At 52.2% G+C, this 21,079-nt stretch carries 17 protein-coding genes; 9 read left to right on the forward strand and 8 right to left on the reverse strand.

All coding sequences use genetic code 11. The annotated features are described in order from the left end of the window. Positions 1-579: 579 nt before the first annotated feature. The 3 genes from htpG to IE092_RS16715 all read right to left on the reverse strand — a co-directional run bounded on the left by htpG (position 580) and on the right by IE092_RS16715 (position 5,747). Positions 580-2,487 (reverse strand): molecular chaperone HtpG, encoded by a 1,908-nt coding sequence (gene htpG, locus IE092_RS16705; RefSeq protein WP_189358482.1) that lies wholly within the window; start codon positions 2,485-2,487, stop codon positions 580-582. A 162-nt stretch (positions 2,488-2,649) separates the two neighbouring features. Next, positions 2,650-4,023, reverse strand: coding sequence for a cysteine--tRNA ligase (cysS, locus tag IE092_RS16710; RefSeq protein WP_189358484.1), 1,374 nt, complete (start codon positions 4,021-4,023; stop codon positions 2,650-2,652). 302 nt (positions 4,024-4,325) lie between these two features. Beyond that, complete coding sequence (locus IE092_RS16715) at positions 4,326-5,747, reverse strand: aminotransferase-like domain-containing protein (RefSeq protein ID WP_229793229.1); 1,422 nt, start codon at positions 5,745-5,747, stop codon at positions 4,326-4,328. A gap of 203 nt (positions 5,748-5,950) precedes the next feature. Between IE092_RS16715 and IE092_RS16720 the strand changes: the two genes are divergently transcribed. The 7 genes from IE092_RS16720 to IE092_RS16750 all read left to right on the forward strand — a co-directional run bounded on the left by IE092_RS16720 (position 5,951) and on the right by IE092_RS16750 (position 12,523). Then, on the forward strand, positions 5,951-6,247 hold the full coding sequence (locus tag IE092_RS16720; protein ID WP_189358486.1) for a DUF2917 domain-containing protein: 297 nt from the start codon (positions 5,951-5,953) through the stop codon (positions 6,245-6,247). A 283-nt stretch (positions 6,248-6,530) separates the two neighbouring features. Then, complete coding sequence (locus IE092_RS16725; RefSeq protein ID WP_189358488.1) at positions 6,531-6,989, forward strand: RidA family protein; 459 nt, start codon at positions 6,531-6,533, stop codon at positions 6,987-6,989. A gap of 226 nt (positions 6,990-7,215) precedes the next feature. Next, positions 7,216-7,824: an outer membrane lipoprotein gene (locus IE092_RS16730; protein ID WP_189358490.1), complete on the forward strand. Its 609-nt coding sequence runs from the start codon at positions 7,216-7,218 to the stop codon at positions 7,822-7,824. A 198-nt stretch (positions 7,825-8,022) separates the two neighbouring features. Continuing rightward, positions 8,023-8,850: a substrate-binding periplasmic protein gene (locus IE092_RS16735; protein WP_189358492.1), complete on the forward strand. Its 828-nt coding sequence runs from the start codon at positions 8,023-8,025 to the stop codon at positions 8,848-8,850. A gap of 12 nt (positions 8,851-8,862) precedes the next feature. Continuing rightward, positions 8,863-10,911 carry an ATP-binding protein gene (locus IE092_RS16740; protein ID WP_189358494.1) on the forward strand — a complete coding sequence of 683 codons (2,049 nt, stop codon included), beginning with the start codon at positions 8,863-8,865 and terminating at the stop codon, positions 10,909-10,911. 50 nt (positions 10,912-10,961) lie between these two features. Beyond that, positions 10,962-11,705, forward strand: coding sequence for a pseudouridine synthase (locus tag IE092_RS16745; protein ID WP_189358496.1), 744 nt, complete (start codon positions 10,962-10,964; stop codon positions 11,703-11,705). A gap of 233 nt (positions 11,706-11,938) precedes the next feature. Further along, positions 11,939-12,523: a lysophospholipid acyltransferase family protein gene (locus IE092_RS16750; RefSeq protein ID WP_189358498.1), complete on the forward strand. Its 585-nt coding sequence runs from the start codon at positions 11,939-11,941 to the stop codon at positions 12,521-12,523. A gap of 474 nt (positions 12,524-12,997) precedes the next feature. On the opposite strand, the gene IE092_RS16760 is transcribed toward IE092_RS16750, so the two are convergent. Continuing rightward, positions 12,998-14,029, reverse strand: coding sequence for an acyltransferase family protein (locus IE092_RS16760; RefSeq protein ID WP_189358500.1), 1,032 nt, complete (start codon positions 14,027-14,029; stop codon positions 12,998-13,000). A gap of 205 nt (positions 14,030-14,234) precedes the next feature. On the opposite strand from IE092_RS16760, the gene IE092_RS16765 reads away from it, so the two are divergent. Next, positions 14,235-14,855, forward strand: coding sequence for a flagellar basal body-associated FliL family protein (locus IE092_RS16765; protein ID WP_189358502.1), 621 nt, complete (start codon positions 14,235-14,237; stop codon positions 14,853-14,855). A gap of 165 nt (positions 14,856-15,020) precedes the next feature. Here the strand turns inward: IE092_RS16765 and IE092_RS16770 are convergent, their stop codons facing one another. From IE092_RS16770 to thiL, 3 genes are all read right to left on the reverse strand, one after another. Then, positions 15,021-15,506 carry a CinA family protein gene (locus IE092_RS16770; protein WP_189358504.1) on the reverse strand — a complete coding sequence of 162 codons (486 nt, stop codon included), beginning with the start codon at positions 15,504-15,506 and terminating at the stop codon, positions 15,021-15,023. A gap of 162 nt (positions 15,507-15,668) precedes the next feature. Beyond that, positions 15,669-16,193, reverse strand: coding sequence for a phosphatidylglycerophosphatase A family protein (locus IE092_RS16775; RefSeq protein WP_229793230.1), 525 nt, complete (start codon positions 16,191-16,193; stop codon positions 15,669-15,671). Next, on the reverse strand, positions 16,190-17,158 hold the full coding sequence (thiL, locus tag IE092_RS16780) for a thiamine-phosphate kinase (protein ID WP_189358506.1): 969 nt from the start codon (positions 17,156-17,158) through the stop codon (positions 16,190-16,192). Before thiL ends, IE092_RS16775 begins: the two co-directional genes overlap by 4 nt. Positions 17,159-17,565: 407 nt before the next feature. Here thiL and IE092_RS16785 point away from each other — a divergent pair, with 407 nt between their 5' ends. Further along, on the forward strand, positions 17,566-19,875 hold the full coding sequence (locus tag IE092_RS16785; protein ID WP_189358508.1) for an NADP-dependent malic enzyme: 2,310 nt from the start codon (positions 17,566-17,568) through the stop codon (positions 19,873-19,875). A gap of 73 nt (positions 19,876-19,948) precedes the next feature. Here the strand turns inward: IE092_RS16785 and IE092_RS16790 are convergent, their stop codons facing one another. Next, a complete protein-coding gene (locus IE092_RS16790; RefSeq protein WP_189358510.1) occupies positions 19,949-20,845 on the reverse strand; it encodes a 5'-nucleotidase in 897 nt (298 codons plus the stop codon). Between the last annotated feature and the right edge of the window lie 234 nt (positions 20,846-21,079).

Consider the following 21,079-nt stretch of genomic DNA (forward strand, 5'->3'; position numbering starts at 1 on the left):
GTTGCCTGCTGTTTCTTTATCGCGTATTCAGGGAAGGAAATCAGCCAGCGGAATATCGCTTTGAAAATGCTGCCTGTGACGCAGTGGCGCCGGACTGGCAGCTGGCTGATCCGGAAATGATGGCGCATATCCTAACAGATAAATCAAACGTTTGTTTGATATTTTGTTGTGGCGACAACACCGATATCAGGCTGACGCACCCGCCGGTTTCGCCGGATGCTACTTCGGATATTGAACTGAACACTGACGCAGGGCAGGGCGCTGAGCGGCCTGCTGAAACAGCATGGAAAGAGTCCGGAAGCGCCGTTTTCAGGTGCAAATGCGGACTTCTGCACAGCGATCCGGCGGTCGTCGGCAGAAAGTCCGGGCCTTCGAAAATCACCGATGCGGAGTTCTGCACAATGAGGGTGATCGCACGACGGGATTGCCGGATCAGTGCGCAGGCGGAGCGCACTTCGCTGGTCTGGCGTAACGTGGCATTTTGCTGCGAACTTTAAGGGGTGTAAACGCAAAAAGCCGGTTCACAGAACCGGCTTTTGTTGTGCGCTGCACTGACAGCAGCGCAGATGCATCCGTGCTTTATTTGCTCAGCAGCATTTCATTCAGACGACGCACGAAACTGCTCGGGTCTTCCAGATGACCGCCTTCTGCCAGCAATGCCTGATCAAACAGGATATGCGACCAGTCGCCGAAACGCGCTTCTTCGTATTTCAGACGCTGCACCAGCGGGTGATGCGGGTTGATTTCCAGAATCGGTTTGGACGCCGGTGCAGCCTGACCAGCGGCTTTCAGCATACGCGCCAGATTGCCGGACATATCATGCTCATCCGCTACCAGACAGGCAGGAGAATCGGTCAGACGGAAAGTCACGCGTACTTCTTTGGCTTTGTCGGCCAGCGTGGTTTTCATTTTCTCAACCAGATCTTTGAACTCGGTTTCGGTTTCTTCGTGCTGTTTCTTCTCGGTTTCGTCTTCCAGTTTGCCCAGATCCAGACCACCTTTTGCCACCGATGCCAGTTCCTTGCCTTCAAATTCCGACAGGAAAGACAGCATCCATTCGTCCACGCGGTCGGTCAGCAGCAGGACTTCCACGCCTTTTTTGCGGAAGATTTCCAGATGCGGACTGTTCTTCGCTGTGTCAAAGCTTTCAGCGGTGACATAGTAAATCTTGTCCTGACCTTCTTTCATGCGGCCGATGTAATCTGCCAGTGATACGTTTTGCGCATCGCTGTCATTGTGCGTGGATGCAAAGCGCAGCAGTTTGGCGATACGGTCTTTGTTGGCGTGATCTTCGCCGATACCTTCTTTCAGTACCTGACCGAATTCTTTCCAGAAGGTTGCGTATTTTTCGTGTTTCTCTGCAGCGTCATCACCCTCTGCATTCGCCAGTTCTTCCAGCATCGACAGAACACGTTTGGTCGAACCTTCGCGGATCGCTTTGATATCGCGGCTTTCCTGCAGAATTTCACGCGAAACATTCAGCGGCAGATCTGCGGAATCAATCACGCCTTTCACGAAACGCAGATAAACCGGCATCAGTTGTTCCGCGTCGTCCATGATGAACACGCGTTTGACGTACAGCTTGATGCCGCCGCGTTTGTTGCGGTCCCACAGATCAAACGGTGCAGCCGCCGGAATGTACAGCAGCTGAGTGTATTCGCTGCGGCCTTCCACACGGTTGTGGGTGTAGGTCAGCGGTGCGTTGTAGTCGTGAGAAACGTGTTTGTAGAATTCTTCGTACTGCTCTTTGGTCACATCAGATTTGCTGCGTGCCCACAGTGCGCTGGCCTGGTTGATGGTTTCCAGTTCGTCTTTGCGTACCAGTTCTTTTTTCTCTTCATCCCACTCTTCTTTATGCATTTTGATCGGCAATGCAATGTGGTCAGAGTAAGTGCGGATGGTGGATTTCAGTTTCCATGCGGACAGGAAATCATCTTCGCCTTCGCGCAGATGCAGGGTGATGCTGGTGCCACGGCTGGCTTTGGCAATGGTTTCCACGCTGAAGTCACCGGTGCCTTCGGATTCCCAGCGCACGCCTTCGGCAGCGCTCAGACCGGCACGGCGGGATTCCACGGTAATGCGGTCAGCGACGATAAAGCCGGAGTAGAAACCTACACCGAACTGACCAATCAGCGCCGCATCTTTTTGCTGGTCGCCGGACAGTTTGCCGAAGAATTCTTTGGTGCCGGATTTTGCAATCGTACCCAGATGCGCAATTGCTTCCTCTTTGCTCATACCGATACCGTTATCGGTGATGGTGATGGTGCGTGCGGCTTTGTCGAAATCGACGGTAATCTGCAGTTCGCTGTCGTTTTCGTACAGTTCCGGTTGATTGATTGCTTCAAAACGCAGTTTGTCGGATGCATCGGAGGCGTTCGAAATCAGTTCGCGCAAAAAGATTTCCTTGTTGGAATACAAGGAGTGAATCATCAGTTGCAGCAATTGTTTGACTTCGGCCTGAAAGCCCATTGTTTGTTTTTCTGACATGCTTTTCCCTCGAATGAAAACGATATGTAGAAGAAGTTTTGTGGGCAGGAGATGGGGACAGCAAAACGCTTTTCAAGAGTGTCCGTACGAAACCATGAACGACAGGCAATAAAAAACGCCGCTGTCTGCACAGCGGCGTTGTTCGTGTAGCTGAAAGCCGAGTCAGATACGGCGGATATTGATGCTGCCCGCTTTATCTTCCACTACCCAGCCTTGCTCTTGTAACGCAGCACGCAGGCGGTCAGCTTCTGCCCAGTCTTTGGCAGCACGGGCTGCCTGACGCTGGTCTGCCAGTTGCTGAATTTCTGCCGGAATTTCCAGTGCTTTCGGTTCCCACTGCGCCAGACCCAGACCGAAAATCTGATCGAAGGCAGTCAGTGTGGCTTTCTTATCCGCATCGCTGAGATCCGATTTCAGCATTTCCCAGCTCAGTGCCAGTGCGCGCGGCGCATTCAGATCATCGTTGATGAAGGCGCTGAAGCGGTTTTTCCATTCTTCACTGACGCTGCCACCGGCAGGCCAGCTGAAATACACATCACGCAAACGCTGCAGGGCGGTTTGTGCGGATTGCAGCGCTTCAAAGCTGAATTGCATCTGGCTGCGGTAATGCGCGGTCAGGCACAGATAGCGGTAAGCCAGCGGATCGATATGCTGATCGATCAGCGTTTGCAGGCGCAGGAAATCGCCGGTGGATTTCGACATTTTGCCGGAATCGATTTGCAGGAAATAACCATGCATCCAGAAATTCGCCAGACGGGTGCCGTGGCACGCCATGTTTTGCGCGATTTCATTGCTGTGGTGAATCGAAATATGATCTTCACCGCCGCAGTGAATATCAAACCACGGTGTCAGGTATTTTGCCGACATCGCCGAGCATTCAATATGCCAGCCCGGGAAACCGCGACCCCACGGGCTATCCCATTCCATCTGGCGCTGTTCGTCTTCAGGGCTGAATTTCCACAGCGCGAAATCGGTGGCATTGCGTTTTTCGCCCAGCTCCACGCGGCTGCCGGCTTTGATCGCATCACGTTTGATACGTGCCAGATAACCGTAGTCATCCTGCTTGCTGGTATCAAAGTAAATGCCGTCGCTGGTGCGGTAGGTGAAGCCGTTTTTCTCGATGCAGCTGATGAAATCGATTTGCTCTGCGATATGGTCGGTTGCTTTGCACCAGATCGCCGGTTCCAGAATGTTCAGTGCGCGGAAATCGTTTTTGAAGGCAGTGGTAAAGCGTTCTGCGATCTGCCACGCAGATTCACCGGCTTTGCGGCTGCCTTTTTCCATTTTGTCTTCGCCGTCATCGCCGTCAGACACCAGATGGCCGACGTCGGTGATGTTAATCACGTGACGTACGTTGTAGCCATTCCATTCCAGCGCACGGCGCAGCAAGTCTTCAAACAGATAGGTACGCAGATTACCGATGTGTGCATAGTCATATACGGTAGGACCGCAGCAGTACAGACCAACCCAGTCTTTGTTAAGCGGGCTGAACGGACGCAGGCTGCGTTCCCAGTTATCGTAGAGCTGTAATTCCATAGTCAGAGGCGTAAAGAGTTAAAACGGAAAGAGGGTAGGAAGCTACGCTGGCAGCAGGCAGAGATCAGCAGCAACAACAGCAACACACAGACAGCAGACTACCGGCCGCGTGGCGGCTGTGTGTAGCTGGTTTGAATGTCATGTGGCGCATAGCGGGCTGAAATCAGAAAGGATGCTTGAATACCGTGAAGGTCAGGCAGAAATGTAGCACAGAACGCCTGATTTTCCTAAAAAGCATAAGGATATGCAGGCAAAGGCGGCTTGTCGCATAACAATACCGCCTCTGATACGAGTACCAGGCTTCAGCGCATTGCCCTTTCCAGAAAGTCCCAGACGCCGGGATCGGACATCGATGCAATATTGATACGCATACGGGTGGATGGCAGCTGATTCGGCGAAAACAGGCTGCCCGGCGACAGCAGATAGCCCTGTTCCAGTGCCTGCTCGGTCAGCTTATTGGTATCGGTGCCGGTTTCTGTCCATAAAAACATACCGGCCGGTGTGCGGTAGTCAACTTTCATACCCAGCGATTCTATGCGCTTGCAAATGCCGTCACGCACGCTGTCCAGCCTTACACGGATACGGTCTACGTGTTTGCGGTAATGGCCTTCCGATAAAATTTTATACACCACCCGTTCACTGATTTCGGTGGTGGTCAGTGTGGACAGCATTTTGCGGTCGGCCAGACGGATCGCCAGTTCCGGTGAAGTTGCGATAAAGCCGACGCGCAGATTCGCTGCCAGTGTTTTGGAAAAACCGCCCAGATAGATCACACGGTTTAACTGATCCAGCGTGGCAATCCGGGTGGCTGACTGTACTGCAGAACCCGGATGCAGATCGCAGTAAACATCGTCTTCCACCACCAGAAAATTAAATTGCTCCGCAGTTTTCAGAATCTGAAAAGCTTTTGCCGCCGACAGGGAAGTGGAGGTCGGGTTGTGTAATACCGAATTGGTAATGTACAGCTTGGGTTTGTGAATTGCTGCCAGTTCTGCCAGTTTGTTGACATCCGGACCATCATGCAGACGCGGAATGCCGATGACTTTGGTGCCGAAAATCGCAAACGAACCGAACATCAGAAACCATGCCGGATCATCCACAAAAATCGTATCGCCCGGATGCGTGAACTCGCGCGCCACCAGATCCAGTGCCTGTGTCACGCCGCTGGTGGTCAGGATTTGTTCCGGTGCTGCCGCGATTTCCAGCTCTGCCAGCTTCAGTTGTAATTGCTGACGCAACGGCAAAAATCCTTGCTGGGTTCCGTAATGCAGTAGCAGATTCTGATTCAGACGGCTGATTGCACGCAAGCCGTTGGCAACCAGATCACCATCCAGCCAGTCATGCGGTAATACGCCGGAGCCCGGCATTTTGTGCGGCGGCATCTGACGCAGCATATTTCTGACCAGCCAGACCACGTCCATTTGCTGGGTATCTGCCGCCTGCGGTTTCACAGGCGCTGGCTGGCTCAGCATGGAGGCGCGTTCGCGCACAAAGAAACCGGCGCCGCGACGGGATTCCAGATAACCTTTTGCGACCAGCCGGTCATAGGCTTCCACCACGGTGAAGCGGGATACGCCTTGCTCATCGGCGAACTGGCGAATCGAAGGCATGCGGGCGCCGGTGCGCAGCAGTTTATCGTCAATACGACTGGCAACCGCCTGCACGATTTGCTCCACGAGCGAGCCTCCCGACTCGCGTGAAATATAAAACGCGGGGGATTTCAAAACTTGTCTCCTGCAACTGTCATGGTTATATGTGCAGTACAGTGTGTAAATTATCGTTTTTGGTGTACTGGTACTGTACAGGTTTTTGCGGGTAGGATAGCACAGTCCCTGCTGAAAAAGCAGGCAACCCGGCCGCGGCGCTCTGTGTATTGACCCAAATACGACAAAAACCGCGTGCCAGCTCGCACAGAATGGAGTTATCAATGAAAGATATGAGTCAAACCCGCCAGATACGACTGGCAGATCAGGAATTAAACAGTTTTCAGATGCCTTACAGTAATTTGCTGCAGGTACAGTCGGGACGTGTCTGGCTGACCGTTGAAGGTGATGCACAGGATTACTGGATCGGCGCAGGTGAGCAAATGCAACTGCCGCGCGGCCGCAAAGTGGTGATGGAAGCAGCAAAAGGTCCGGCACGTCTGGTGCTGACACCGCTGAACAGCCACTTTGCACAAGCATTGCCATCCCCGGCTGCAGGATTCCTGAAAGTCGCTGCCTGATTCAGCGAACTAGGCTGCTAACCTGACCTGAAAGCGGCAAGGGAGGAGACGCCCTGACATTGCTGCCGCAAGCATCTGCTACTGCTTCACAACGCTTCACAAAGCTTCACTCACAGATTCTCTGTATTTGCCGAATTTTCTCTGCCGCACACTGAAAAATGCGGGGTAGGAATGCGGCTGACTGCGTCATACAATACTGCCGGTCTACGGTCTGCAAGCGCAGCTGCCTCACTGGCTGAATATGCATGCACCTCTGTCTCAACTTTCTCCTACAGGAACGATTATGTCCGTCTACGAAAAACTGAAAGCCCTGAATATTGAACTGCCAGCCGTGGCAACCCCGGCTGCAGCCTATGTGATGTTTGCTCAGACAGGCAACACCATTTTCCTGTCCGGCCACATCGCCAAAAAAGATGGCAAAGTATGGGAAGGTCAGCTCGGTAAAAATGTGACAACAGCCGAAGGTAAAGAAGCAGCCCGCTTAGTGGCCGTTGATCTGATTGCAACTCTGCAGGCAGCCTGTGGCGGCGACCTGACCCGTGTTAAACGCATTGTGAAACTGATGAGTCTGGTGAATTCCACACCGGATTATACAGAACAGCATCTGGTAACCAATGGCGCATCCGAACTGATGGTAGAAGTGTTCGGTGATGCTGGTAAGCATGCACGTTCCGCGTTCGGCGTTGCACAGATCCCGCTGGGTGCCTGTGTTGAAATTGAAATGATCGTTGAAGTTGCCTGATCGCTATTCAGCGACTATCCTGATCTGATAAGACGGAAAACCCGCGCATGTTCGCGGGTTTTTGTTTTTTATCGATCGCAGATTGTTAGGAATTGTGAGATTCGTCATCGAAAAAGATGGGAAAGCGTTAAGATTCTGACCCAAAGGCGTATGCACATTTGCCGTTCTGGCAAAACCGGCGACGTGATTTTCTGCGGGTTCATGCGTCAATCGTGAAAGGTACAACATGAAAAAGCAATTTTTGACTGCGCTGGGACTGGTTTCCGCGCTGACTGCAATGTCGTCACAGGCAGCAAATCAGGACCCTGCATATGCCAGTGCCAGCCGTGAAGCGGCAGCACGCTATGCAGAAGATAAAAAACTGTGCGGCGAAGAGCCGAATGCCAGCGCCCGCATGCAATGTCTGCGTGATGCGAAAACGGTTTACAACAATGCGGTTGCTGCAGCAAAACAGGCGTCGGCAAGCCGTGCTCCGGTACCGCAAAACGGCAAACAGCCTGTCTGCGCTGATTGCGGCCGCGTGGCACAAGTCACAGTCAGTGAACGTGAAGGCGAAGGCAGTGCCATCGGTGTCATTGCCGGTGGTGTCGCGGGCGCTTTGCTCGGTAACCAGGTTGGTGGCGGTACAGGTCGTGATCTGGCTACCATTGCTGGTGCTGCCGGTGGTGCAATGGCGGGCCACAAAATTGAGCAAAAAGTGAAAACCAGTAAAGTATGGAATGTCGTGGTGCAGTACGACAACGGTAATCGTCGTACTTTTGTGTTTGATCACGACCCGGGGTTACACAATGGTGATCAGGTTGTGAATCAGGGTAACTCTATCGTTCGCCGCTGATATCAGTAACGGCGAACTGCCTGCAAAAACGGGGCAGGCGGGCGACATCGGGCCTTACGCGGATGTCGCTTTTTTGTTTTTGCTGAGTAAGCGCAACACATCCGGCTGAAATTGACGCGATTCTTGCGTCTGTACCGGAACCCCGTTTAGACTGCATGTTAAACAGAAGTAAAGTCAATCAATACAAGAGGTGTGCCGATGAAAACGAGTCGCATGCGCTGTCAATACCAGTGGAGTCGCTTTGTTGCGGGATTTCTGATGCTGACCGGCTTGGGCATTATGCCTGCGACATATGCTGACGAGGTTTGCAAAAAACTGACCGTCACCGGAAATCCGGAATATCCGCCATATCTCTGGCGTGATCCGGCAGATGAAAACCGCCTGATCGGTGCAAATGCGGAATTTGCGCAGGCGATTGGTAAGGAAATCGGTATTCCGGTGGAAGTGCGGTATATGGGGCCGTGGGGGCGTGTGCAGGAGGAAGCCCGTCTTGGCCGCGTTGATATGCTGGCCGGCGCTTTTCTGACGGTGCCGCGCATGGAATATATGGATTATTTTTATCCGGCTTTCCGTGAAACCCGTACCGTCATCTGGGTAAGAAAAAATTCCAAATTCCGCTATCACAAATGGAATGATCTGGTCGGAAAGAATGGCGTAACAGTTATAAATAACAGTTTTGGCGAGGACTTCGACCGCTATGCGAAAGAAGCCTTGAAGATCGGTTCGGTGCCAGCTCTGGAGCAGGCACTGAACATGGTTAGTCTCGGGCGTGCTGACTATCTGATTTACGAAGAAGATCCGGGCATGGCAACGGCGGCCAAACAGAATATCAGCGATTTGCAGCCTTTGTATCCGGCAATTACCAACGAAAACCTGTACATCACGATTCCGCATAAGTCCCCATGCAACACACCGGAAATGCGCGGGAAAATTGCCAAGGCTGTCTATAAGCTGGAAAAAATACGTGTCATGGATAAGTTCATGAGCAATAGCATGGAGTTATGGCGTAAGAAATACGCCAAATAAAACGGAGGGCAATTGAAATTCAGTGTACGCAACATGTCGCTCAGACAAATCTCCGTATTGGGGGTTGCGCTGGGTATCCTGCTTCCGGCACTGATTTTCGGATCACTGATTGCCCGTTCCCGCTACGACCGCGAGATTGAGCTGCGCGTCCAGGCTCCGATGACCCAGTACACCGAAATGCTGTCAAAAGCGATGGCGGTTCCGATCTGGAACGTTGACCGGCAAGTCGGCAAGCAATTTGTCGAAGGCGTGATGCGTAACCCGGAAGTTGCCCGGGTCGTGGTTACGGATGAAGCAGGTGCTGTGTTCGTCAGCCAGCAAAAAACCGAGTACGCACCAAACCAGCTGCGCCGCATGATGCGGCCGGTGGTGCTGGAAAAACGCATTATTGGCCGGGTGGAAGTGGCAGTTACAACGGAATATGTCGCCAAAGATTTGCTGGAAGATCTGTTCAAGCTGGTGATAGCGATCGCAGCGCAGGTTGTGCTGTCATTCGGCATGGTCTGGTATGTGTTCGACCGCCGCGTTGTGCGTCCGGTGCAGCGTCTGCAAACCGAAACCAACCGGCTGGCAAGCGGCCAGTTATCCGAGCCACTGGTGTGGCAGCGCAGCGATGAAATCGGTGATCTGGCAAATGGGCTGAACGTGATGCGTCTGAATCTCGGACGCCTGATTTCCGAACGTGAACAGCAAAACAAAATTCTGAAACAGGAACTGACGGAGCGTATGCGGGCGGAAGCTGCGCTGCGTGAAACCGAAGAAAAATTCATTGCGATTTTTCAGGCCTCACCGGTTGCGATGACGGTCATGAAATGCCATCCCGTCTACCGCATGATTGATGTCAATGATGCCTGGGTACGTCAGTTCGGCTGGTCACATGATGCGATACTGGGGCAGATTTCCATGCAGGAATATCTGTGGTGTCAGCCGGAAGATATGCAGCATGTGATGAAAGTGCTGGAACGTGACGGTGAAATACATGCATTTGAGGCATGGTGCCGCTCCGGACTTGGTCATCATAATTTGTTGTGTGAAATTTCCGGCAAGCTGGTCCATATTGCAGATGAAGCCTTTGTGATTCTGGTTCAGGAAGATATCACTGTAAAACGCAAAAATGAGCAGGAAGTACTCCGCATGAACCAGACGCTGGAGCGCAGAGTGTCGGAGCGCACCCGCGAGCTGCAGGAGAAAAATGCCGAACTGAATGTGGTGCTGAATAATCTGAAACGGGCGCAACAAGAACTGGTGCGTACCGAAAAAATGGCAGCGCTGGGATCGCTGGTGGCGGGTGTTGCGCATGAACTGAATACCCCGATCGGCACCAGTGTGACGGTTGCCAGCACGCTGCACCAGCAGACAGAAGAACTGGCATCGCAGTTTGAACAAGGTTTGCGCAAGTCCGCGTTGCAGGATTTTTTGTCGAATGCCCGGCTGGGTACCGACTTACTGCTGCGTAATCTGAATAAAGCGTCTGAACTGGTCAGCAGTTTTAAACAAGTCGCTGTGGACCGCACCAGCGCCAATCGCCGTCGCTTTGTGCTGCATGAAATGATGGATGAACTGATTCTGACTCTCGGCCCGATGATACGGAAAAGCCGTCACGGAGTGCAGTCGGATATTGCGCCCGGTCTGGTGCTGGACAGTTATCCCGGCGCACTTGGTCAGGTGATGACCAACCTGATCAACAATGCATTTATCCATGCATTTGATGAAGAGCATGAAGGTGAGGTCAGGATTGTTGCCCGCGCCGCCGCAGAAGATAAAGTCAGCATTGTGGTCAGCGATAACGGGAAAGGCATTCTGGCATCCCACATCGGCCGTATTTTTGATCCGTTTTTCACCACGCGTCTGGGACAAGGCGGCAGCGGTCTGGGTTTAAATATCGTATACAACCTCGTGCATGAAGTGCTGGAAGGCAGTATTTCGGTGGAAAGCAAGCCGGGGCAGGGTACGCGTTTTGAGCTTTTGCTGCCGGCCGTCGTGCAGGCTGCGGCGGGTGCGCAGCAATCCGTGCCGGTGAGCGCGGTGACAGCTGCGGAAGAAGCCGGCTACCAGCCATAATCCGGTGCTGACACTGGCGTGTCTGCCCGCCCATCTGCTAAAGTGCCGCCATGCGTAAAATTTCCTTAGATAAGATCCTGCAATCGCAGGGATTCGGTACCCGTAAGTACTGCCGCAGCCTGATCGAAGACGGCGAAGTCAGCGTCAATGGTGTGGTGGTGGACGATTACCGCGAAAGCTTCGATACAGACAATCTGACACTGCGTGTTTTCGATGAGGAGTGGCTGTATCGCGAACATGTGTATATCGCACTCAACAAGCCTGCTAATTTTGAATGTTCCCGTAAGCCCAGCCACCATCCCGGCGTGCTGACTTTATTACCTGAGCAATTCAGCTGGCGCGATATTCAGCCGGTTGGCCGGCTGGATCACGATACGACCGGTTTGCTGTTGCTGTCCGACGACGGCCCGTTTATTCATAAGCAGTCATCGCCGCGCCATCATGTGCCGAAAGTGTACCGTGCGACGACGGCAGAGCCGGTGACGGAAGCGCTGATTTCTGCGTTGTTGTCCGGCGTGCAATTGCATGATGAACCTGAACCGCTGGCTGCTGTCAGTTGCCGTCAGACTGGTGAAAGTGAGTTACACATCATTCTTGAGCAGGGCAAATATCATCAGGTCAAGCGCATGCTGGCCGCTGCCGGAAACCATTGTGCAGCGCTGGAACGTGTAGCGATTGGTAAGCTGACGCTGAGTGCGCTCGGGCTGGCGCAGGGCGAATGGACTTTCCTCGATGCAGAACAACTGGCGCTGCTGGTGCCGGTGGATGTTGCAGACCTGGACGCTGCATCCTGACCGGCGTTTCTTCGTCATCCTGTATGGTGCTGCCTGTCCGGCAGCACGCTCTCTGCAATGCAACGGGCATCTGAACACTGTGCCCGTGATCCGCATGTACGGTGTGCCGCGTCAGCCGCGGACGCGCCAGATCAAAAAAATCCGCTGAAATCCTTTCGTTTTTCTGCATACTCCTTATAATGCCGTCTCCCGCTGGGCGGGATTATTTTCTTTTATTATCAAATACTTACGTCATGCATCTGACTATCTTTCAAACTCCTGTTATCAACCATTTCATGCGCTGGGTGGCATTGTTATCGATGCGGCTGACCGGCTGGAAAGTGGAGGGCATGACGCCGCAGGAAAAAAAATATGTGCTGATCGCTGCACCGCATACCAGTAACTGGGATTTTCCGGTCACCCTGATGGTGTGTTTTGTGATGCGTTTGCGGGTGTACTGGATGGGGAAAGCCAGTCTGTTTCCGCCAGTGGTCGGTGGTGTTATGCGCTGGCTCGGCGGTATCGCGGTAGATCGCAGCAAGGCGAATAATCTGGTGCAAGGCACCATTGATGCGTTTCATGCCAATACGGAGCTGACCGTGATCGTGCCGCCGGAAGGCACGCGCGGCAAAGTGACACGCTGGAAAACCGGCTTTTATTACATCGCGCTGGGTGCGGGTGTACCGATTGCGCTTGGGTATCTGGATTTCAGCCGCAAGGTTGGCGGCATCGGCAAAATGTTTATGCCTACCGGCGACATCGAAGCGGATATGAAAGAGATCCGTGCGTTTTACAAAGATATTAAAGGTAAAAATCCGCAATTCTTCGACGCAGAATAATTTACTGATGCAGACGCCGGCTGGCGACGATTTTTTCCCTGAAGTATCGTAGTGATTGTGCAGGGTTCGTCATCTGGTCATATTGAAAGTCCGGACTTTCTGCCGACGACAGCCGGATCGCTGTGCAGAACACCGCATTTGGCGCAAATTCAGCCCCGCTGACCTGCTCAAAACCTTTGCAAACACCGTTGACCCTTATCCGGCGACGGTGTTTTCTTTTGCATGACAGCATTGCCGGTACATACTCCCGGAATCGCGACAAGCATCCGTGCGGTCGTCTGTTATCTGTGAATGTGCAGCGATCGTCATTTTGTTTTTCAGGAAGTCCGGACTTTCTGCCGACGACAGCCAGATCGCTGTGCAGAACACCGCATTTGATGCCAAAAGCAGTCTTCGTCCGGAGCGGGCATATAAAAAAAGCAGCGTCCCGTCTGATGGCGGCCGCTGCTGTTTTTGTGCACAGTGAGTCCAGTCTTACTGCTTGTTTTGTCCGGCTAACAACAGGCTGCGCACCGGTTGCAGTATCAGTTTCTCTGTCAGCCATGCAGTCCAGCGGTGCGCCGTGATAAAGGTGATCAGTGCGCTGGCGAGTATGGCCAGCGTTACGCGCCAGAATTGCGGCAGTTCAAATAGCTGCTTCAGAAGGCCGGTCGCATTCATCACGATCAGCGCCATACCATGCCACAGAAATACATACACCGAATGCTGTCCCAGACGGGCCAGCCCGAGATTTCTCCGGCTCAGTAAGTACAGTGCGGCAAAACCGGCGCTGACGGAACACAGATATTGCAATGCCTGATACATGCTGCCTTCCAGCGTCGCTTTACCCAGCCGGTGCAGCGAAAAACTGCCGTACAGCCAGCGGTAATCAAAGTCCTGCGGCAGATGGGCGCAGATGGCGAGCGTAGCGATCAGTATCAGAGCCGATACCGCCATCCATGCCTTCGATGAAGGCAGTTTGCTCCAGAAGTCAGGCCCCAGCTGCCAGCCGAGAATGAAAAACGGTAAAAACATCATCGTTCGCGACAAGCTCAGCAGATAGCCGGAATGCTCGGAATACGCTGTTACACCTGCCACTAGTAACGCAGCAAATAAGGGATAGCGCAGCCGCGAGAATAAGGGCAGCATCAGACGCCAGCTCAGCAGACTCATCAGATACCAGAGCATCCAGTAAGGGGCAATCAGGCCGGCATATACACTGGTTTTTCCGGTTAGCAGGTATTCTGTGGTTTCGTAAATCAGTTCAAATGCCAGCAGCGGTGCCAGTACATTCTTTACAAGTTGCACCGACTGGCGGCTGTTCAGTTCTGCTTTCGACACCATGCCGGAAATCAGAATGAACATCGGCATATGCATGGTGTAAATCGCAATCCATAATGGCCGTAATACACTATCATGATGAAAGTACAATTCGATCAGATGGCCGAACACCACCAGAAAGATCAGTACGCCTTTCATCTGGTCCAGTGCGGAATTTCTGTTGTCCTGGTTTGGTACGGCAGACATAGTTACTAAGCGAAACGAAAGCGGCAATGATAAACGATCCCGGCATTCGCGGGCACCATCCGGTTGGTTGCCGTATGGAAATGTCGGGCGGAAAATCGCGGGCTTCAGGTAAAATACGGTCGTCTTCGCAGCGAAGCGGATCAGATTCTGACGGTTAAGTACCGCTTCCTCAACGCAGGCTCTTATCCCATTCCTTGTTCGTAACATGACAGACAAGCCGAAACGCCCTAAATTACTGAGTTCCGAACTGGATTTTGAGGAAATCACAGATCCCTCAGACCCGGCCGCATCAAAGCCTGCGTCGGTACCGGACCTGATGGAAGACGGCGCTGAAAAAGCGTCAATACAACGCCCTCAGCCAGCGCTGTTCACATCAGCCGCAAGGTATGGCGATAAAGAAAGCAAAGCGAGTACAGCTAAAAACAGCGGACGGGATAATTTCACGACATATGCTGCGATCATTGCCTTAGTTGGCTTTATCGCCATTTTCGGTGCCATTGTTTACACCAAACAAATCAAGTCGGATGCGCTGACGCCATCTTATCTGACGCTGCCGCAAAACGTGGTCACCGTGGATGACCAGACGATTCGTATGGTGATTACCGTGCAGGTCGCCAGTGCCGATAGCGGCTGGCTGGCGAAACATAAACAAGCATTGTCTGACTTATTTCCCATCGTCATGACGACGATCGATGTGAATGATCTGAATACCGAAGAAGGAATGGATCGCGCAAGGGAAAAATTGCGTACAGAATTGAATTCCCGCTTGCAGACCGACAAAATTCAGGCAGTACTGGTGGATGAATTGCTGACCCGCTCTCACTGACACCGGATGTTATCTGGCTTAGGAATAAACGCCGGACCCGTGCAGCGCAAATTTCAGGTCCGGCATTTGTTTCAGGTGACGTCTTTATGCGTCCGCACAGCTAACAAAGAATTCGCTCCGGTGCTGCGCAGATTTTGTGCGCTGGTTTTCGCCATGCAATCTGCGTCAGAGTTCCTGCACGTACATCAGTAATTTCTGTAAAGCGTAGTTCACGGTTTGTTCGCGGACTGCCTTGCGGTCGCCGGAAAACACTTTACGTTCGGTGTGGGTGATGCCGCCAACACGCCAGCCAAAACAAATCGTTCCCACCGGCTTACCCGGTACCGCGCCGGTTGGTCCGGCAATCCCGGTGGTGGAAATGCCGACATGGGCTTCTGAGCTGGAAACCGCGCTTTCTGCCATTGCCGCTGCGATTTCTTCACTGACTGCACCATGTTGCGCCAGCAATGCAGCCGGAATGTCTAATATCTCCGTTTTGGAAGAGTTTGAGTAAGTGATAAACCCGCAGTCAAACCATTCTGATGAGCCGGGAATTTCTGTGATGGCATGACAAATACCGCCGCCGGTACATGATTCTGCAACGCTGAGTAATAAACGGCGGGATTTCAGTTCTTCTCCGACCCGTGTCGCCAGTTCAATCGGATTGTGCATGGTGCGCCTCCTGTCAGATCGTTTGTGTTGTTATCGCTGATACGCAGATCCCGATAGCGTCGCAGGGATATTGCGACGATTTCACTTTATCACCTGCGGCCGGAAATTGCGTGTTCCGGCAACAGATTTTTTCATTGTTGAACTAAAGCCACGCCGGATGTCTTACAGCACTTTCCAGATCGCGAGGGAGAGCAGTGTGAAAAATGCTGCAATGATATCGTCTGCCATGACACCGAATCCGCCTTTCCATTTCTGATCGAAGTAACGAATCGGCGGTGGCTTGACCATATCGAAGAAACGGAAAATCAGAAAGGCAGTCGTTTGCATTTGCGTATCCGAAGGCGTCACAAAGATCAATACCAGCCAGAAGGCAATGATTTCATCCCATACCATACTGCCGTCATCCGGTTTTCCCAGATGCTTTCCCGTCACATCACAAGCCCATATGCCAACTACAAAACCAGCGATGATGATGATAATCCAGTTGTTCAGGTGGAAACATTGTGGCCAGTAACCGGACAACCAGTGAAAACTCAGCCATGCGAACAGCGTTCCCATTGTCCCCGGTACAACCGAAGATAAGCCGCTCCCGAATCCCTGGGCAAGAATATGGGCGGGATGCCGCAGCATAAAGCGCAGGTCTGGTCTGGGTTTTGTGGCGGAAGCGGAGGCAGTGGAATGCGTCATGGTGAACGGAAATGATCAAATGATGTAAGTGCCAGTTCAAGGATGTTGTCAGCGGCATCGGTCAGCACCAGCCCGGGATCGCTGGTCAGGCTGCCAATACGGGTGACCGGTGTCTGCGAAAGCTGCGCAGCCTGCAAAACCTCAGCGCGACGGTCGGCCGGTGCGGTGAAACATAACTCGTAGTCATCACCACCAGACAGGCAGAACTGATGTTGTAAAGCGCGGGATTGTCTGCTCAGCACCGGACCTGCGGGCAACGCATCGCAATTGATGCGGGCACCAAGTCTGGATCGTTTCAGTATGTGCCCGAGATCACCGCACAAGCCGTCGGAAATATCCAGTGCTGCAGTTGCAATCCCGCGTAAAGCCATGCCGAGCGCAACTCTTGGCTCTGGCAAATGCATGCGGCTTGCTGCCTGCTCATGCTGGTCAGCAGGAAGAGACAGTTCCCCCAGATATGCTGCCAGCGCAAGTCGTGCATCTCCCAGCGTGCCGGAAACCCAGAGATCATCTCCCGCCTGTGCGCCGTCGCGCCGCAAGGCTTGCCCCGGCGGAACTTCACCGAATACGGTAATGCAAATATTCAGTGGCCCTTTGGTGGTGTCGCCGCCAATCAACTGGCACTGATAACGGTCAGCCAGTTGCAACAGGCCGCATGAAAATGCGGAAAGCCATTCAGGGCTGGCATCTGGCAGTGAGAATGCAAGTGTGAAACCCAGTGGATTTGCGCCCATGGCGGCCAGATCCGACAGATTGACGGCGAGGCATTTGTGCCCTAACCGCTGAGGATCTTCACCTGCAAAGAAATGGCGTCCCTCAACCAGCATGTCACTGGAAACAGCAAGTTGCTGGCCTGCAGTTGGCTGAATCAGGGCGCAGTCATCACCGACACCCAGAGCAATACCCGTTTGCGAGGTTCGGTGACTGGCGAAGTATTGATAAATAAGATCGAATTCGGAAAGCATGCCGGCATTTTACCCAGAACCGGCAAGTACGCGTTTGCACCACATGCAATAATTTTTCCGGGGGTATCCGGAGTATGCGGGTAACAGGCGCAGGTCAGATTCCGCAAATCGTCAGCAGCATATTTTTCAGATCGTCAGAGTGTTGCAATTCACTGAGCAGCGTTTTCATGGTTCCTCCCGATGTGTTGACAGAAGAAGCATAGGTAAAGGTGACGCTCAGGGGAAATTGAATTTGTTAATGAAATACATAGATTTTGCCGCTTTAAAGGCAGATTTATTCTTTTTTCAACGCATCCTATGCGATAAAAGCATAGAAACCGTACAAATACGTATGAAAGTTGAAAGCGTCGTCTGCTAGAATCACAGCCCAATGTCAGTTTTCCGTAAGCAATAGAGAAAGAGGCCCTATGGATACAGCAGATCAAAAAGAGCAGATACGCCAGCAATTGCGCCAGGCGGCCCTGGAATACCATGAATGTCCGGCACCTGGAAAAATCAGTGTCACTCCTACTAAGCAATTGACTAACCAGCGTGACCTCGCTCTGGCCTATTCGCCGGGCGTTGCTGCACCTTGTGAAGAAATCGTCGCTGATCCTGCGGCAGCGTTTCGCTATACCGCACGTGGTAATCTGGTTGGCGTAATTACCAACGGTACCGCCGTTCTGGGTCTGGGCAATATCGGTCCGCTCGCGTCCAAACCTGTGATGGAAGGTAAGGGCGTACTGTTTAAAAAATTCGCCGGAATTGATGTGTTCGATATCGAAATTAACGAACCTGATCCGGATAAACTGGTTGATATCATCGCATCGCTGGAGCCAACCTTCGGCGGCATTAATCTGGAAGATATCAAAGCACCAGAGTGCTTCTACATTGAGCGCAAACTGCGCGAACGGATGAAAATTCCGGTCTTCCATGATGATCAGCACGGCACGGCAATTATTGTCGGCGCAGCGATCATGAATGGCCTGAAGGTCGTTGGTAAGGATATTAAAAATACCAAGATGGTAGTTTCCGGTGCCGGTGCAGCAGCGCTGGCCTGCCTGGATCTGATTGTTGATCTGGGCTTCCCGATCGAAAATATTTATGTGACCGATCTGGCTGGCGTAGTTTACAAAGGCCGTGCCGAGTTAATGGATCCGGACAAAGAGCGTTTTGCTCAGGACACGCCATTGCGCACGCTGAGAGAAGTGATTCCCGGCGCAGATATTTTCCTCGGATTGTCCGCAGCAGGTGTACTGAAACAGGACATGGTTGCGCAGATGGCTGCGCGTCCTCTGATTCTCGCGCTGGCAAATCCGACGCCTGAAATTTTGCCGGAAGAAGTAAAAGCCGTACGCGATGATGCCGTCATGGCGACTGGTCGCTCAGACTTCCCGAATCAGGTCAATAACGTACTGTGCTTCCCGTATATTTTCCGTGGTGCACTGGATTGCGGTGCAACGACCATTACCCGTGAAATGGAAATTGCCGTTGTTCACGCAATTGCAGAACTTGCTCAGGCAGAACAGTCGGACGTAGTTGCTTCCGCTTACGGCATCAGCAATTTGTCGTTCGGTCCGGAATATCTGATTCCTAAGCCTTTTGATCCGCGTCTGATGATCAAGATTGCACCTGCAGTTGCGAAAGCGGCGGAAGAATGCGGCGTTGCTTCACGTCCTATTCAGGATATGCAGTCCTACATCGATCGTCTGCAACAATTCGTGTACCACAGTGGCACATTCATGAAGCCGTTGTTCCAGATCGCGAAAAAAGCACCGAAAGACCGCAAGCGCATTGTGTACGCGGAAGGCGAAGATGAGCGTGTATTGCGTGCTGTACAAGTTGTTGTGGATGAAAATCTCGCCACACCGATTCTGGTTGGTCGTCCGCAAGTGCTGGCGCAGCGTGTCGAAAAATTCGGCTTACGTATTCGTCCGGGCGTCGATTTTGAGGTGATTAATCCGGAATTCGATACGCGTTACCGCGATTACTGGCAAACCTACCACGGCATGACAAATCGCAAAGGTGTGACAGAGCAGTACGCAAAACTTGAAATGCGTCGTCGCCATTCGCTGATTGGTTCGATGATGGTGCATAAAGGTGATGCCGACGGCATGATCTGCGGCTTGTTCGGCAACTTTGCTTTCCACCTGAATTATATCGATCAGGTGTTAGGTAAGCGTCCGGGCGTGAATGTCTATGCTGCAATGAACGGACTGGTTCTGCCTGACCGTCAGGTGGTTGTGGTTGATACCCATGTCAATGAAAATCCGTCTGCAGAGCAAATTGCAGAGATTACTATCATGGCGGCAGAAGAAATGAAGCGCTTCGGCTTGTTGCCGCGCGCAGCGTTGCTGTCGCATTCCAATTACGGATCTGCGAATTCAGAGTCCGCCCGTAAAATGCGCGAAGCGCTGGAAATAATTCAGCGCGATGCTCCGGAACTGGAAGTGGATGGCGAAATGCATGGCGACACGGCACTGGACACTTCGTATCGCAAGAAAATCATGCCGGATACGCCTTTGAAAGGTGATGCTAATTTGCTCGTGATGCCAAACATTGATTCAGCAAATATTTCCTACAATTTGCTGAAAACCGCTGCCGGTAACAATGTCGCGATTGGCCCTATCCTTTTGGGTTGTGCTCGTCCGGTACATATCCTTACTTCGTCCGCCACGGTGCGTCGCATTGTTAACATGACAGCACTGTGTGTAGTGGACGCGGTATTTGAGCGCTGATGCCACCGGGTGAATTGTTTTCGGTAATTCACGTCCGGTAAAAAAGCCGTCACGTTTGTGGCGGCTTTTTATTTCATGTCTTCGTCGGAACTCTGCCTGTAGGAACAACGGTTGAGGCACGTTCGCAATGTGCATGCTGATCGTCAAAGAACATATGCGGCCGAAAGGCCTCCAGCACTGCAGATTTATGGATGCCACCCATAAAAAAAGTTTCATCAATCACGACATCCCACGCACGCAGGGTGTGAATGACTCTTTCATGGGCCGGTGAAGAACGGGCTGTCACCAGTGCTGTGCGTAGTGGCGGCACGGACTGATGATCTCTCATACTCTCCCTTTGTATGCTGGCAAGAGTTTTGAGTAGCTTAGCAAATGGCCCTTCAGCAAGCGGCTGATTTGCCTTTTCGCGCTCATGTCGCTCGAAAGCTTCCAGTCCATGTTTCTGATAAATACGTTCTGACTCGTCGGAAAACAATACGGCATCGCCGTCAAAGGCGATACGTATCTGTTCGGATTCGTCAGCCTTCTGTGCAGATTGGTAAAGTTTTGCTGCAGCGATGCCACAATTCACTGCTGCCTGTACATCCTGCTCATCGAATGATAGAAATAAGCCTACCTGAAATGCTTTCAGATATGGTGCCAGAGGCGCGCCTCCGGTTAATGCGGCACGACTGATATCAAGCCCGTAGTGGCTGATGGAATTGAAGATACGCAACGAAGTTTCACTGGAATTGCGAGACATAATGACGACTTCTACGCGCCGCTGGGTGCGGAGGGTGTTCAGATGCAGCAGGGCCTTGACCAGAGGAAACGCTACGCCCGGCTTCAGAATGACTTGTTCATTTGCAATCTGATGACATCTGAATGCATTCAATCCTTTGTCCTGAAAAAGCAGATTTTCATGCTCAAGATCGAATAGTGCACGAGAGGAGATCCCAATTACCAGTAAATCGTCTAAGGAATATGCCATAAGTCCAGTCTTTCACTAATTCAGATGCAATGTATTTGCCCAATATTAACGCGTCTTCTGTAGCGTTTCTGTTAATGAGATGCTGCTTTTTGAAAAAATCCAGAAGTGGGTGTTGACAGGCGGTTCGCATTTCTTCATAATCTCGTTTCTCTGCTGCTGACGAACACAACGCTTCGCAGCGATAGCAGAAAAGAATACAGTTCTTTAACAATCAACAGCCAATAAATGTGGGCA

This window comes from Cognatundibacterium squillarum, assembly GCF_014652435.1.
In the GTDB taxonomy this organism is placed as follows: Bacteria; Pseudomonadota; Gammaproteobacteria; order Burkholderiales; family Burkholderiaceae_D; genus Undibacterium; species Undibacterium squillarum.